General features: G+C 71.0%; 18 protein-coding genes and 1 tRNA gene. 15 read left to right on the top strand and 4 right to left on the bottom strand.

Features of this window, described 5'->3' with window-relative positions:
- Positions 1–238: 238 nt before the first annotated feature.
- Together EV188_RS13675 and EV188_RS13670 are read left to right on the top strand one after the other, a co-directional pair.
- Positions 239–311, top strand: a tRNA-Ala gene (locus EV188_RS13675).
- Positions 312–404: 93 nt separating this feature from the next.
- Positions 405–1,913 carry a tyrosine-type recombinase/integrase gene (locus EV188_RS13670; protein ID WP_133826801.1) on the top strand — a complete coding sequence of 503 codons (1,509 nt, stop codon included), beginning with the start codon at positions 405–407 and terminating at the stop codon, positions 1,911–1,913.
- Positions 1,914–1,987: 74 nt separating this feature from the next.
- On the opposite strand, the gene EV188_RS13665 is transcribed toward EV188_RS13670, so the two are convergent.
- Both EV188_RS13665 and EV188_RS13660 read right to left on the bottom strand, forming a co-directional pair.
- Positions 1,988–2,593 (bottom strand): ImmA/IrrE family metallo-endopeptidase, encoded by a 606-nt coding sequence (locus EV188_RS13665; RefSeq protein WP_133826800.1) that lies wholly within the window; start codon positions 2,591–2,593, stop codon positions 1,988–1,990.
- Positions 2,594–2,599: 6 nt separating this feature from the next.
- Positions 2,600–3,094, bottom strand: a complete 495-nt coding sequence (locus EV188_RS13660) for a helix-turn-helix domain-containing protein (protein ID WP_166659871.1) — start codon at positions 3,092–3,094, stop codon at positions 2,600–2,602.
- A 213-nt stretch (positions 3,095–3,307) separates the two neighbouring features.
- Here EV188_RS13660 and EV188_RS31570 point away from each other — a divergent pair, with 213 nt between their 5' ends.
- The 3 genes from EV188_RS31570 (at position 3,308) to EV188_RS13650 (ending at position 4,513) form a co-directional block, all read left to right on the top strand.
- Positions 3,308–3,478, top strand: coding sequence for a hypothetical protein (locus EV188_RS31570; protein WP_166659870.1), 171 nt, complete (start codon positions 3,308–3,310; stop codon positions 3,476–3,478).
- A gap of 74 nt (positions 3,479–3,552) precedes the next feature.
- Positions 3,553–3,750 carry an ABC transporter ATP-binding protein gene (locus EV188_RS13655; protein ID WP_133826798.1) on the top strand — a complete coding sequence of 66 codons (198 nt, stop codon included), beginning with the start codon at positions 3,553–3,555 and terminating at the stop codon, positions 3,748–3,750.
- A 199-nt stretch (positions 3,751–3,949) separates the two neighbouring features.
- Positions 3,950–4,513: an HD domain-containing protein gene (locus EV188_RS13650; protein WP_133826797.1), complete on the top strand. Its 564-nt coding sequence runs from the start codon at positions 3,950–3,952 to the stop codon at positions 4,511–4,513.
- Here EV188_RS13650 and EV188_RS13645 read toward each other — a convergent pair.
- A complete protein-coding gene (locus EV188_RS13645) occupies positions 4,504–4,974 on the bottom strand; it encodes an NUDIX hydrolase (RefSeq protein WP_133826796.1) in 471 nt (156 codons plus the stop codon). The genes EV188_RS13650 and EV188_RS13645 overlap by 10 nt on opposite strands.
- A gap of 4 nt (positions 4,975–4,978) precedes the next feature.
- Positions 4,979–5,722, bottom strand: a complete 744-nt coding sequence (locus tag EV188_RS13640; protein WP_133826795.1) for an XRE family transcriptional regulator — start codon at positions 5,720–5,722, stop codon at positions 4,979–4,981.
- Positions 5,723–5,920: 198 nt separating this feature from the next.
- Between EV188_RS13640 and EV188_RS13635 the strand changes: the two genes are divergently transcribed.
- From EV188_RS13635 to EV188_RS13590, 10 genes are all read left to right on the top strand, one after another.
- Complete coding sequence (locus EV188_RS13635) at positions 5,921–6,124, top strand: helix-turn-helix domain-containing protein (RefSeq protein WP_243741675.1); 204 nt, start codon at positions 5,921–5,923, stop codon at positions 6,122–6,124.
- Positions 6,121–6,348 carry a hypothetical protein gene (locus tag EV188_RS13630; protein ID WP_243741674.1) on the top strand — a complete coding sequence of 76 codons (228 nt, stop codon included), beginning with the start codon at positions 6,121–6,123 and terminating at the stop codon, positions 6,346–6,348. Before EV188_RS13635 ends, EV188_RS13630 begins: the two co-directional genes overlap by 4 nt.
- A gap of 302 nt (positions 6,349–6,650) precedes the next feature.
- A complete protein-coding gene (gene ssb, locus EV188_RS13625) occupies positions 6,651–7,091 on the top strand; it encodes a single-stranded DNA-binding protein (RefSeq protein WP_133826794.1) in 441 nt (146 codons plus the stop codon).
- The gene (locus tag EV188_RS33095) at positions 7,084–7,485 is read left to right on the top strand and encodes a WhiB family transcriptional regulator (RefSeq protein WP_133826793.1); all 402 of its coding nucleotides are present in this window, start codon (positions 7,084–7,086) and stop codon (positions 7,483–7,485) included. Before ssb ends, EV188_RS33095 begins: the two co-directional genes overlap by 8 nt.
- Positions 7,482–8,030 carry a hypothetical protein gene (locus tag EV188_RS13615; RefSeq protein ID WP_133826792.1) on the top strand — a complete coding sequence of 183 codons (549 nt, stop codon included), beginning with the start codon at positions 7,482–7,484 and terminating at the stop codon, positions 8,028–8,030. The genes EV188_RS33095 and EV188_RS13615 overlap by 4 nt, the downstream gene beginning before the upstream one ends.
- Positions 8,023–8,382, top strand: a complete 360-nt coding sequence (locus tag EV188_RS13610) for a hypothetical protein (RefSeq protein ID WP_133826791.1) — start codon at positions 8,023–8,025, stop codon at positions 8,380–8,382. Before EV188_RS13615 ends, EV188_RS13610 begins: the two co-directional genes overlap by 8 nt.
- A gap of 314 nt (positions 8,383–8,696) precedes the next feature.
- Positions 8,697–10,238, top strand: coding sequence for a type IV secretory system conjugative DNA transfer family protein (locus EV188_RS13605; RefSeq protein WP_243741673.1), 1,542 nt, complete (start codon positions 8,697–8,699; stop codon positions 10,236–10,238).
- Positions 10,235–12,286 carry a hypothetical protein gene (locus EV188_RS13600; RefSeq protein WP_133826789.1) on the top strand — a complete coding sequence of 684 codons (2,052 nt, stop codon included), beginning with the start codon at positions 10,235–10,237 and terminating at the stop codon, positions 12,284–12,286. Before EV188_RS13605 ends, EV188_RS13600 begins: the two co-directional genes overlap by 4 nt.
- Entirely contained in the window at positions 12,283–13,008 is a 726-nt protein-coding gene (locus EV188_RS13595) for a hypothetical protein (RefSeq protein WP_208114175.1), read from the top strand. Before EV188_RS13600 ends, EV188_RS13595 begins: the two co-directional genes overlap by 4 nt.
- A complete protein-coding gene (locus tag EV188_RS13590) occupies positions 13,005–13,385 on the top strand; it encodes a hypothetical protein (RefSeq protein WP_133826788.1) in 381 nt (126 codons plus the stop codon). The genes EV188_RS13595 and EV188_RS13590 overlap by 4 nt, the downstream gene beginning before the upstream one ends.
- Positions 13,386–13,387: the final 2 nt, after the last annotated feature.

Raw genomic sequence — 13,387 nt, 5'->3', positions numbered from 1 at the left:
GGCACGTTCGGCAGTCGCTGAGGCCTGTCGATCATGCGCAGCGTGCCCCTCGCGTGCGGCGGACGGACGTGGTCAGGTGCTGCGGTACCGTGGATCGGGTCGTCGTGGGGAGGGGTGCGGTGAAGGCGCTCGTGACTCTCGCCCTGGCCGCAGGGGCCGTCGTGCTCCTCCGGCGCCAGCGCGAACAGCGACCCACGAAGGACGTCTGGCGCGAGGCGACAGCCTCGGCCTGACTCGCGGGGACGTAGCTCAATTGGCAGAGCACCGCCTTTGCAAGGCGGGGGTTGAGGGTTCGATTCCCTTCGTCTCCACCCACTGTGACCTGCGAAAACGTTGGTCCGACTGAGCGAACGTCAAGCGACGTGGCACGGTTCGTGGCACGAGTCGGCCTAACGTCCCGGGTCATGGCCAAGGCGGTGCGCCCCTCCTCGCGAGACAAGGGCAACATCGAGCTGCTCCCGAGTGGAGCGCTGCGGGTGCGGGTCTACGCAGGCCAGGACCCGGTCACGAAGCGTCGGCACAGTCTCGTCGAGACCGTGCCGGCCGGACCCAAGGCATGGGAGCGGGCCGAGGAGATTCGCCTCGGCTTCCTCGCCGACATCCGCAAGAGGCGCAATCCGCAGACGACGGCCACGGTCAACCAGCTGCTCGACCGCTACCTCGATCAGCACACCGGGGGCCGGCGCACGGTCGAGGGCTACCGGGAGTACGTCGACAAGCACGTCCGCCCGTTCATCGGCACGTCGAAGGTCGGCGCGATCGACGTCGAGATCCTCGACTCGCTCTACGCCGAGATGCGGCGGTGCCGCGATCACTGCCGCGACCGCCGCGGCGTGGACCACCGGACCTCGTTCCCCCACGAGTGCGACGCGCGATGTCGACCGCACCGGTGCCGGCCCCTCGGCAATGCCACCATCCGCAAGATTCACTACGTCCTCAGCGGCGCCTACAAGCGCGCGGTCCGCTGGCGCTGGGTGGCCGTGAGCCCGATGGCCCAGGCCGAGCCGCCACCGGTGCCAGCGCCGGACCCGCAGCCTCCGACTCCCGAGGAGGCGGCACGGCTCGTTGCCGAGGCGTGGCGGCGGGACCCCGACTGGGGGATGTTCGTCTGGTTGACGATGGTGACGGGTGCTCGCCGTGGCGAGGTGTGCGGACTGCGCTGGCAACACGTCGACCTCGAGCGAGGCGTGATCACCATCCGGCGCGCGATCGCCCAGGTCGGAAGCGAGACCGAAGAGAAGGACACCAAGACCCATCAGCGCCGCCACGTGACGATCGACCCGAGCACGATCGAGGCCCTCGCCGAGCACCGCGATCGGTGGAAGGAGCGCTGCTCCGCCCTCGAGCTCGAGCTGTCGACGGACGCCTTCGTCTTCTCGCCCTCACCGACGGGGGCGGAGCACTTGACGCCGTCGTCGGTCACCCAGCGGTACAGCAAGATGGCCGACCGGCTCGGCATCGACACCCACCTCCACAACCTCCGGCACTACTCGGCGACCGAGCTCATCGCCGGCGGGGTCGACGTCCGCACGGTTGCCGGCCGTCTCGGCCACGGTGGCGGAGGCACGACGACACTCCGGGTCTACGCAGCGTGGGTCGCCGAGGCTGACCAACGCGCGGCGGAGGGGTTGGCGGACCGGCTCCCCGAGCGGCCCGCCTTCACTGAGGTCGACGACGTCGAGCGTGCCAAGACCGATCCGCGGTACCCCTTCGAACGCATCGCTGCCGCCCTGAGTGATCGCATCAGTGGTGGTGAGTGGGCCTGTGGCACCCAGCTTCCTACTGGCAAGCAGCTTGGCGTTGCCTTCGGAGTGTCGACTGCGACGGCGCAACGCGCGGTGAAGCTGCTGCACGCATGGGGACTGGTCGAGGTCAGGCGAGGCCAGCGCCCCGTCGTTCGGCCGCAAGTCTGACGCAACCCGACCGGCCACTCCCACACGGCGACCTCGGCAGGGCGTCACGGACCTGCTCCGAGGCACGAGAATGGCTACGCACGCCGACCACGGCCCCGGGACGCCTGCATTCGCGCTCCGCTGGTGTTCATCCGGAAGCGCACCATGTCGGTAGTGACGTAGGTGCGCTGAGCGAGATCGTCGTCGGGCTCCTTGTCCCGCGCGGCGCGCAGCAACAGAGGACGGGGAAGCAAGAGGCAGCCGGCTAGCCAGTTCGCTTCCTCTTCCTGCTCAGGGTCGCAGGTGAGGAACGGATAGCCGGCGATGGTCTTGATCTCGCGCAGCTTGTGACCAAGGACGAGGTGTGCGATCTCGTGGGCCACGTCGCTGCGAGTGCGGCCGTGGGTCTGAGCGGCACGCGCCGTGAGAACCTCGCCGGACTCGTAGACCACGGGGTTGTAGACGACGACGATGCGGTCCCCCGGTAGGTGAAACGTGGCTCCGGAGAAGGCGCCCGGCTGCTCGGCATGCAGATCGAGGAAGGGCTGGACGTCACCCAGGGCGCGATGGCCTGCCAGAACTTCGAGCTTGAGGTGGGCGGCGAGGCGGTGAAGGTTGATCGTCTCGGTGTCCGAGCAGCCTGCCGCTTCTCGCAACTCCGCGGCTTGGCGTTCGGCCTGGGCCTTGAAGCCTCGTCGCACGCTCGCCTACTCCTCCTCGTGCCAACCGTAGTTGGTGCCGAGGGCGTCGTCGGCGACGAGAGCCGCCTGGATGTTCTCGAGGAGGTCCCCAACCTGCCGCGCGGCAGGAGGGGTGAACGTCTTGCTCGCTCGCAGACTCACCTGGCTTTCGGTCGGAGCGGCCGCCAGATTGGCATACATGTTGTCGACCATGTCCGCGATCTGCCGGGCGGCTCGTTCGGTGAGGCGGGGATCGCTGCGCAGGCTGGAAAGTACGACTTCAGGGGTGCTGTCGGCTCGCTGCCGTGGGGCGGTGCCGAACACAGTGGCCGGGTCGAGTCCGATCCATGCCACGAGTCGGCTGAAGTTGGCGAGGTCCGGTAGCTGGCCCTTCTCGACGCGAGAGAGCGTGTTGAGCGGCACGCCGGACTCGTCGGCGGCGGCACGCAGGCTTAGGCCACGTTCGCGCCGGTAGTCCCCGACTCGCCGACGCAACTCCTCGACGTCGACAGGCTCCTCCACGCACCCCCCTCTCGCGTCGTCTTGGTCGACCCCTGGCCGGGGTAGCGCCACCGTAGAGAGCAACGACGCGACACGCCGCGCGACACCCGTGAGCTGCAGCAGCGGTTCTTGTACCGATATTGTTGCACACATGAGGTTGTGATCTGCTAGCGTCCCTCTCGAGACCGAACCGGGACCTCCGGTTGGCTCGCGACAGGACAGGAGGCCACCCCGATGGCCACTGCACAGGTCGGCACTCTCGCCAACACCGGCGAGGTCTGCCCAGAGTCCGGGGTGTGGGTCGTCGTCGGAACACCGACGACCACCGCGCCCATCGCGAAGGGCAACCGCATGCCCCCCTACAACCGGAGGGCGGTGACCTGGCGCCTCGAGCGCCTCGCCTGAGCTCACCCCTGAGTAGCTCTACCGGCTTGCGTGTCACGCAAGCCTCGCTCCCCAAACACAGACAGGAGGGCGTCATGCCCAACCGCTCCGCCAAGACCGGCCGCTACATCAGCAATGCGGCCGCTGCTCGGCACCCGCGCACCAGCGTGCGTGAGAAGCCGGGTCCCAACCGCTCCTCTGCGACCGCTCACCGATCCGCGTCGAGCGGGCGCTTCGTCAACGAGCGCACCGCGAGGCGCAACCCCGGCGGCACCGTCACCGAAAACGGCTAGCGACGGCTGCGCTTGTGCCGAGGAAGGCCCGCCGGCAGCTCTGCCGGCGGGCCTTTCGTTGCCCGAACAGCCGCAGACCAGCACGAGCCCTGAGATCCTTGAAGTTAGCGACGACATCGAGCTTGCTGCTGACGGTGCGACCTAGGCGCGAAGGATGTCGGGCCGACGAGTCTTCGACTCGACCCCTAGGCTGGGGCAGATGCCTCTCGACCCGTTCGACGCGGAGGCGTTGGCACGGCGACTCCTTGACGGTCCTCTACCTCGTCGTTGGTCCCATGTACTTGCCGTCGCTCGTAAGGCTCGGCTCTTGGGCCCCGAGCTCGGTGACGATGCTGGGCTCCTCGAAGCGACGGCCTGGGTGCACGACATCGGCTACGCGCCGGACCTTGCGGTCATCGGCTTCCACCCTCTCGACGGGGCGCGTTACCTCAATGAGGAGGGGGCGCCACGGCGGGTCGTCGACCTCGTCGCCTTCCACTCGTCAGCTTGGGTGGAGGCACAGGAGTTCGGCGTGGCCGACGAGCTCGCCGAGTTCCACGACGAGCGCACCCTGACCCGCGACCTGCTCTGGTACTGCGATATGACGACCGGCCCGGACGGCACGGACTTCGAGTTCGAGGACCGCATGACCGAGGTGCGGGAGCGCTACGGCCCCGACCACTACGTCACGCGCGCGCTCGACGTCGGCATGGACGAACGGCGGGCGGCCGTCGGACGGTCCCGTGAGTGGCTGACGTCGGTCGGGCTCGCGGATCAGGTGTAGTACGGCGGCGCGTCGCTTCTGAAGCCGTGCTCGATCCGGAGCCGGATCGACGGGTGGACTTCGATGCCGGCCAGTTCGGCGCGAGGCACCCACACGACCTCGCTTGACTCATCGCTGGTCCGTGGCGCGCCGGCGACAGCCCGGGCCCGGAAGCAGATCGAGAACTCTTGGCGGACCTCGCCATCGTCGTAGGCAAGGACATGATCCGGGTTCGAGTAGATGCCGACGAGGCTCGTCACCTTGACAGAGATCCCGGTCTCTTCCTCGGTCTCACGAACCGCAGTCTGAGTCATCGTCTCTCCGAGCTCGTGCCGCCCGCCCGGTAATGCGTAGAAGCCATTGTCCGTCCGACGGATCATCAACAGCCGTTCGTCGTTGTCGAGGACGAAAGTGCTGACTGCGATAACGATGCTGTTCGGGCGCGGCGCGTTCGGGTCTTCGAAGTGGTCGGTTCTGGCCACGTCACTACCACTCGGCCGGCTTCGACAGCTCCCACACGTCCACGAAACTGCGCTCATAGGTGTCGAAGACATCGCCCGCCGCCAGCTTGCGGAGATGCATTGCGGGAGCGTGCGGACCCGGAACGCCGAAGACGTGCATGTTGACGATCATCTCATCGTCAAACCGGAAGATGGAGTTGTACAGCGTCGTCTCGTGGAAGCGGAACTCGACACCGGCGGTGTGGAGGAGCGGTCGGTAGCTCGCGAGGCCGTACCGGATGCGGGCCCCCAGGACGCCAGGACCGAGCTTCTCCTCGGTGCTGCGGAGCTCGGTGGCGGTGCTCTCGGGCGCGCCGAACGCGATCCGGACGTCGACGCCGGACTCCGCCTTGGCCTTCACCGTGGAGATGAAGCCTGCGCGTTCGTGGAGGAACTGCCCAGCGTGCACCAGCACGTCGATCCGCTCTGAGGATCGTTGGAGAAGGTCATCCCACAGGTGGAGCGGCACGTCGCTGCGGTGCGGAAACGTCTCGACGATCTCCGAGGTCGCGGCCTTCTTCTGTCGCTGAGCTGGTACGGCATCGGGCCACAGGTACGACTCGCTCCGGTCGACGAGGGCCGCCAGAGCACCGCGATGACGGGGGTAGGGCACCCGATCCTGGGTGAGCCAGCGTTCGACTGTCTTCGCGTCGACCCCGACCTGGTCGGCGGCTGTGGCCGTGGAGTGCCCGGCGTGCATCAGCGCGTCACGGAGACGTTCATTGGCCATCTCTGACCTCCAGGCCGTGCCTAGGGACGACTTTAGTCTAGCGAAGACGTCCCTAGTTGTCCTGCCTGATGGTGTAGGCGTCCCCTGCTTTTTCCGCACTCTTGCGTTGCCTCGCCGCCACTCGGTGAGCACGGAGGAGCTTCGGAGGACAATGTGACACTCAACGAGAGGACTGCGACAGCGCCGACGTTCTACGACGTGGCCGAGGTCGCCGCAATGTTCAAGATGTCGCGCATGACGGTCTACCGCGCGATCAATTCTGGCGAGCTGCGGGCGATCCGCATTCGTGGTCGCCTCCTGATCCCCGCCGCGGTCATCGATGGACTCGTCGAGGAGGCGACCGCCGAGCGATCCGACGGCGACTCCGCCATGCTTGACGTTCTCCGAGGAGGCCGGTCATGAGCGTCGGCCTGCTGATTCTCTTCGCGATCTTGGGCGCGTTCATCTGCGCGAAGACGCGGTCCGCCGCGGGAGCCGTCGTGTTCTCCCTCGTCGCGCTGGTGCTGTTCATCGGCACCCCAGTCGGGCAGGGCCTGCCGGCCGCGATCGGCGGGCTGATGTCAGCCGTGGACGACGCCACCACGCCGGCCCTCTCAGGCGCTTCGAGCGCGACCACGGACCGCTAGAGCCCAACGCAACCGCCGGCCGAGCGCCAAAGGCCGCGAGGCCGAGGAGCCGGCCGGAGCCGCTGGAGTGGCGCCCACCAGATGTGTCCCGCCGAGCTTGAGCGGGCCGTTCCTCCCGCCTCAAGGGCGCCTGCGGCGCCGCTGCGCGGCCGGACGAGTCCGGCCCTTGACCCGGGAGACCTCGACGGCCCGCGGCGCCCGCACGCGGGGTGGAGGCAGCCAGGACGCCTTCACCCGCCACCGGCGGGACTCACGACCCAGCTGTGCGGCTGTCGCAGCTGGTCAGACCTGAGGAGATCGAGATGAACGAGACCACGCTGACCATCGTCGGCAACCTCACGGACGCCCCGGAGCTCCGGTACCTGCCCAGCGGAGCGGCACGGGCGGGGCTCACGGTGGCCTCGACACCGCGTCGCTTCGATCGGTCGAGCGGTGACTGGGTGGACGGGGATGCGCTCTTCCTGCGCTCTGTCGCATGGGGCCCGCTCGCCGAGCATGCCGCGGAGTCGCTGAGCAAGGGCGACCGAGTGGTCGTGACCGGTCGGCTGCGGCAGCGGTCGTTCGAGACCGCGGAGGGCCAGCGCCGACAGGTGATCGAGCTCGAGGTCGACGAGCTCGGGGTGTCGCTGCGATACGCCACGGCCCGCCCGCAGCGCACCACGGCACCCACGCGAGGGGACGTCGCGGGCACGGCCCAGGACGTCGACGACCAGGCGGAGGACCTGGTGGGCGGCCATGGCTGACACGAACTGGCGGGTACGGGCCGCGTGCCGAGGTGTGGACCCGGAGCTGTTCTTCCCGGAACCGTCGGACGAGCCCCGGGTGCGTCAGCAGGTCGCGGCCGCGAAGGCGGTGTGTCGCAGCTGCCCGGTACGCGAGAAGTGCCTCACGGACGCGTTCGAGCGTCTCCCGCACGGCGTCGCGGGTGGGATGACCGAGCACGAGCGTCGTCGGGCGCGGGCACAGCGCGAGCGCCCTGTCGAGCGGAAGCCGCGGTGGGTCCGTCTCCTCGAGGCCGGCTCGTCCCAGCCCGAGGTCGCGGCCGAGTACGGCGTGAGCGCTCGCACCATCGCGCGATGGGCTTCCCGCCTGCCCACCGAGCACGCGGCGCCCTGCCATCGAGGTGGTTCCCGGTGAGCGCCATCGAGACGAGTCGGCGTGAGCAGGCGGCGTGGTCGACACGCGAGCACGTGCGCCGAGTGGCCGTCGCCGCCTTCGGCACCGTCGAGCAGAGGGAGCCCGTCCAGGGCATCCACGGGCTGTCCCGCCCCGTGCTCGACGACCCGCTCGCCGGGGTGAAAGCAGGCCGGCTGGTCGCCGACGTCGCGGCGGGCGCGCTGCGGGACTGGGCACTGCGTGCTCGAGGCGCAGGCCACACCTGGGACGCCGTTGGCGAGGCGCTCGGCCTTCCCGCTGAACCCGACCTGACGACTCGCGACCAGGCGGCGTGGGAGTGGCTCATCGAGCACCGACCGCCTCCTCCCGCGCCCGGCACCCAGCCGGCTTCGGCCGTGTGGACGTGCACGACGTGCCGGGGCCGGGTGCGCGACAGCGGCCCGTTCGCCTCGCACCCCGACGACCGCGAGGTCGGCCATGTCCCTGACTGCGCCCGGCGCAGTACGGCGCTCGAGGCGTGGCGACGTGAGACCGACGAGCACACAGAAGGAGACGAGGATGTCTAGCCGTCCGACAGCGAACCCGCGAGTCTCGTTCTCCACCCAGGATCGTGCTGCGCCCCTCCTGCTCGGGGTGGAGCTCATCCGCGCCGACCTCGCCCGGAGCGCACTCGGTTTGGAGCTCGGCGAGGCCCCGTGCGGCGGGCCGATCACGTGGGCGCTGTTCATCGACGGCGCGCTGGTCGGTCGTACTGACGAACCGATGACCGACGACGCTGCGCAGGCATGGGCCCGCCGCATCACCGGTGATGGGGTGCACTTCCAGCTCGCCCACCGCGCCGGCGGCTACTGGCTCGCCGACACCACAGGCCTCGCCGACGCCGCGGGCCGTCCGGGTGAGGGCGGGTGGTCGCGGTGATGACCACGCTGCTGATCTTGGTCCTGTTGGCCGGGGTGACGGTGGTGCTGGTCGCGCGGGGCGCGCGGCTGTGGGCGTGCGTGCCGGGGCTGCTGGCGCTCCTGCCCGCGGTGACGCTGCTGCAGGCCCTGTCGTGGCCTGGGCTGGTGGTCGCCGGCGGGCTGCTCATGCTCGTGGGCTGGCACCGCTGGTCGCGGTCGCGGGCGACGATCACTCGGTGGTCGGCGCGATCCCGGCGCCGCGCCGGCGTCGCGTCCACCCTCGACATCGCCCGCCACGCGGGCACTACGGCGACCCGCCACCGCGCCGGAACGGTGCGCCCGACGCTGGCGGGGCTGTCGCGCCGGGAGCGCCTGAGGCTGCCGACCTCGGCGGTCGGGGTGGAGCTGTGCCGGGTCGGTGTGCAGCGGGTGTGGTCCTCGGTCGAGGACGTGACCCTGGTGTTCGGTGGGCCGCGTACCGGCAAGACCGGCTGGCTCGCCGGCCGGGTGCTCGACGCCCCAGGTGCCGCGGTCGTCACCTCCACCCGGACCGACCTGCTGGAGCTGTGCGCGCCGATCCGGCAGAGGTCCCGGGGTCCGGTGTTCGTCTTCAACGCGGTCGGGCTCGGCGGTATCCGCTCGACGATCAGCTTCGACCCGCTGACCGGCTGTACGAACCCGGTGACCGCGGTCGAGCGCGCCACCGACATGGTCGCCGCCACGTCCCGCGCCTCGAGCGGGGATGCCGAGCGGTGGGACGCCCAAGCCCGCCGGGTACTGGCGGCGTTACTGCACGCCGCGGCGCTCGGTGGGGGGTCGATGCGCGACGTGCTCGGCTGGGTCGCCGACAACGACCGCGCCGCCCGCGAGGTGCCTGCGCTGCTGCGCCGCAGTCAGGTGGAGACCTTCGATAAGGCCGCCGAGCAGTTCGTGTCCACCAACGACCGGACCCGCACCAGCATCACGAACTCGATCATGCCGGCGCTGGGGTGGCTGAACCATCCCGACGCCGCGGCCGCCGCGGCACCCACGGACCAGCCGTTCGACGTCGAAGCCTTGCTCGATTCGCGAGCGACGGTGTTCCTGCTCGGCGCCGAGGAGGCCGACACCGGACCTCTGGTGTGCGCGCTGACCGGGCACATCGCCCGCGAGGCGCGCCGGCTCGCCGTGGGCATGCCGTCGGGTCGACTGGACCCGCCGCTGCTGCTCGCGCTCGACGAGGCCGCGCTGATCAGCCCGGTGCCGTTGGAGAACTGGACCGCGGACATGGGCGGACGCGGGGTCACGATCATCGCCCCGTTCCAGTCCCGCGCGCAGCTGCTCGCCCGCTACGGGGAGCACAAGACCGCGACCATCCTGAACAACACCGCCTCGGTGATGCTGTTCGGCGGCACGCGCGACCAGTCCGACCTGCAGTTCTGGTCGACCCTGGCTGGGGAGCGCGACGAGCGAATCACCACCACCGACCTGAACGGGCGCGTCGCCAGCCGGACGGTACGCAAGGTGCCGGTGCTCGCCCCCGCCCAGCTCGCGAACCTCCCGACCGGCAAGGTCGTGGTCTACCGGCGCGGGATCGCACCGGTGATCGGGCAGGCCCGCATGGCCTGGACCCGGCCGGACGTCCGCGCTCATCAGGATCGGCCCTCCACAGCCACCCGGTGGCGCAAATCGGCCCACCGCCACTGGCGGCAGGCCCGCGCGTGGGTCCGTGTTGGCCTGCCGGCGCTGCGGCAACGGATGACGGTGCATCGAGCAGACCCGTCCTCCACCAGGACGCCGAGCGGCGGCGCGCCGCTGGTGATCGACGTCGACCCGACCGTCGAGCCAGTGATCGGAGAGCACGGCCCCACTGCTGAGCGGGGGTGGCGGCGATGACCAGCCCTGAATCGGCGAACCTGTCGACGCCGGTGCCGAGCATGCAGCGACTGCTGGCGACCTGGCAGGCGTGGAACAGCCGGGACGTTCTCGCCCAGGCTGCGCACCGCGCCCACACCGACGGCGACACCGAACGTGCCGCCGCCCTCCACTCCCTGCTCGATGCCGACGGACAGCCGGCCGCGCCGTCCGCGACCGAGGCGCTCGCTGCACAGCACGAGCTCGCCAGCCGGCTGGCCGGATGGCGCTGGCAGACCGTGGCCGCCGCCCGCGCCGAGGGCGCCACCTGGCGTGACATCGCCGCGGCCACCGGAGCCACAGCCGAGCACGCCCGCACCGAGTACGCGATGGACGTCGAGCGCGCCGAACAGGCCGCCACGGCCGCCGGGGCCGCCTTCGACCACGACCGCTACCGCGGCCCCCTCACCGACGAGCCCGACGACGAGCTCGACGCAGCCATCGCTTCCACCGAGGAGCTCCCGATGCCCGACCGCACCCACGAGGACCGCAACACCCAGAGCGAGGAGGCACCGGCCGAGGCGCCTCGCTGGCCGACCCCGGGCCTGACCGTGCCGGTCGGCGAGCTCACCGCCCGGGAGCTCATCGCCCGGGCCGAGCGCTGCGACGAGCTCGCCCACACTGGCAGCCCAGCCGACCAGGCCGCTGCGCGGCGCGACCTCGACGCCGCCTGGGCCGAGGCCGAACGCCGCGCGGACGGGCATCCCGCGGTGAGCATCCCGGCCCAGGTCGCCGGTTACATCGGGCTGGTCCGCGAGGACTACGACCACGCCCTCGCCGCCGAAAGCACGACGTGGCGCCAAGAGCTCGACCACGCGCTCCGACCGCTGGAGATCGACGACTCGGGGCCCCGCCAGGTCATCCCGACCGCGCACGTCCTCACCGCCGACCAGGCGTCAGCCGATCCCGAGGGGGGCTGGCGGCCCTACGCGGCCCAGGAGCTGACCCTCGAGGAGCGGGCCGACCGGGCGCAGAGTCTCGCCCAGGGCGCCGGGGTGGACGTCGCGGGCTACGACCCAGATGCCGATATCTACACCGACCCCGAGACCGGGCAGGTGGTCCGCCTCGACGGCCGGGCCACCGAGGGCGCTACGCCGGCATTCGCCGGAGGCGATGCGGCTCGGGGAGCTGAACCGACGGGGGACTGGGACGCGGCGTTCGCGATCGCCGAGCGAGACGGGCATGTCGCCTTCGACCCGGCGGAGCCGGGCGGCTTCCGCGCGCTGACCGCCGGCGAGCATCAAGCGCTGACCGACCAGGTCCGCGCGACCCAGCCGGACACCTGGACGGCGACCCAGCACGAGGCCTACCTCGACAGCCGTCCCGACGAGACCGCGCCCTATAACCCCGCCGCCGAGTACGGCGAGCCCGACTGGCGGGAACCCGCCTCCGATGCCGAAGCAGCTGCCCGCACGGCGTGGCTCGACGAGCACACCGCACCGGCCCCCGGGTGGCGGCCGCGGCCGCTCACCGAGGTCGAGACCGCATGGCAGGACGCGCAGGAGCGCGCGGTGCTCTCCGACCGTGCGCACGACTCCGACCCCTACGCCTGGGCCGAGGCTCAGCGACTCGAAGTCCTCACTGACCTCGCTCCGCTCCCCGCCCGCGACGCGTTGGACGACCTACCCCTCGACGAGCAGGGCCAGCCAGACACCCTCGCGGGACGGGAATGGGACGACGGCGCCGTGGGCAACGGCGGAGCCGACAGTCGCGAGGGCCCCTTCACGGACACGCAGGGTCAGTCGTGGCCGTCCACCGGCGCGTGGGCCGCCGGCACGTGCGACCCGGCCAGAGATCACGACGACGATCAGCTCGAAGCCCCAGACGACCCGCAGCGGTTGAACCGGCGCATGGACGACCTGCGCGTCACGCTCGCCGCCTGGGACGCGAACGCCGATGGCGAGAACGAGCAGCGCCTCGAGCAATTGGCCCGCTGGCACGAGAACGACAACGGCGTTGCCGACACCGCCGAGGTTCAGGACGGCGAGACCGTCCACGACGGAGCCAACGAGGGCGGGTCGGGGCGATGACCCGCCGCCCACCCGGAGCGCCCGGGGTTGGGGACGACGGCGAGGAGTTCGCCCGCGTCGAGGCGCTCGCGGGGCTGGCCCGCGAGGTCGACGGCCTCCGCCGCGGCATGGACGCGCTGGTCGGCACACCGACCCGCGTCGACGACCTCGCCCGCACCGTCGCCCAGCTCGCCGACGCCATCGCCGCAACGCCCACGCGGCCCGGCCCTACTGTGGCGCCGTCGTGGCTGGCCGCCCCGACCGACTCCGAAGCCCTCGCCGCCCTGCTCGACGAGCTGTGCCGATGGTTGCACGCGATCTTCCTGCGCTATCCCGACGGCGCCGCCGTGCTGCCCGAGTGCTGGCTGTGGCACCCCGACGTCGTCGAGGAGCTGCTCTGGCTCATGCACGCCTGGCGCGCGGCCTACGAAGCCCGCGGCGCGTCGGTCCAGCTGGCCGGTGACTGGCACGACCGCCAACGACCCGGGGTCGTGCGCCGGCTGCGCAGTGCGGTCGGCTCGTGCTCTCGGGAACGCCACCAGACGCGGCCCGGCTGGAACAGCGCCCCAGCCGGCGCCACGCCTGTCCTAGGTGCTGACGCCGCGACCTCGATCGCCTGGTGGTGGGCCGCTGCCCGCGACGACGCGCCCCCGGAGCCGGCACCCGAGAACCCCGGGCGCAACGGGTCGGGTATCAGCGCCGCCGTCGACGGCACAGGCGGCGGAGCCGGGTGGTCGCGATGACGGTGGAACCGGGCGAGACCAGGACGCAGCGCAAGGAGCGGGAGCGCGCCGAACGGGCCGAGTGGGACTACCTCACCGACCGGCTCGGCATCCTGTGGCCCAACTACGACTGCTTCTGCGGCACTCTCGACGACCTCCGGCGGACCGTCGCCGAGCTCGAGCGTCGCCAGGCTCGTGTTCGTCCTCCCCGCAACAGCGCGAGCGAGGGCGTGGTCGCGCGCGACGCCGACCCGACGACGAGCGCCAAGCTCGCCGTCGCCCGAGCTGCCGGACGTCTCTCGGACGACGGCGAGACCGCAGGCCAGCATCGCCCGTCCTCCCCAACGCGGAGTGTCGATCGTGCCGAGTTCGGCTCGTTCGACGCCGACGCGGGGTGAGG

The sequence above is a fragment of the Actinomycetospora succinea genome (assembly GCF_004363095.1).
Lineage (GTDB): Bacteria > Actinomycetota > Actinomycetes > Mycobacteriales > Pseudonocardiaceae > Actinomycetospora > Actinomycetospora succinea.
This window is presented reverse-complemented; position numbering and strand designations above follow the sequence as displayed.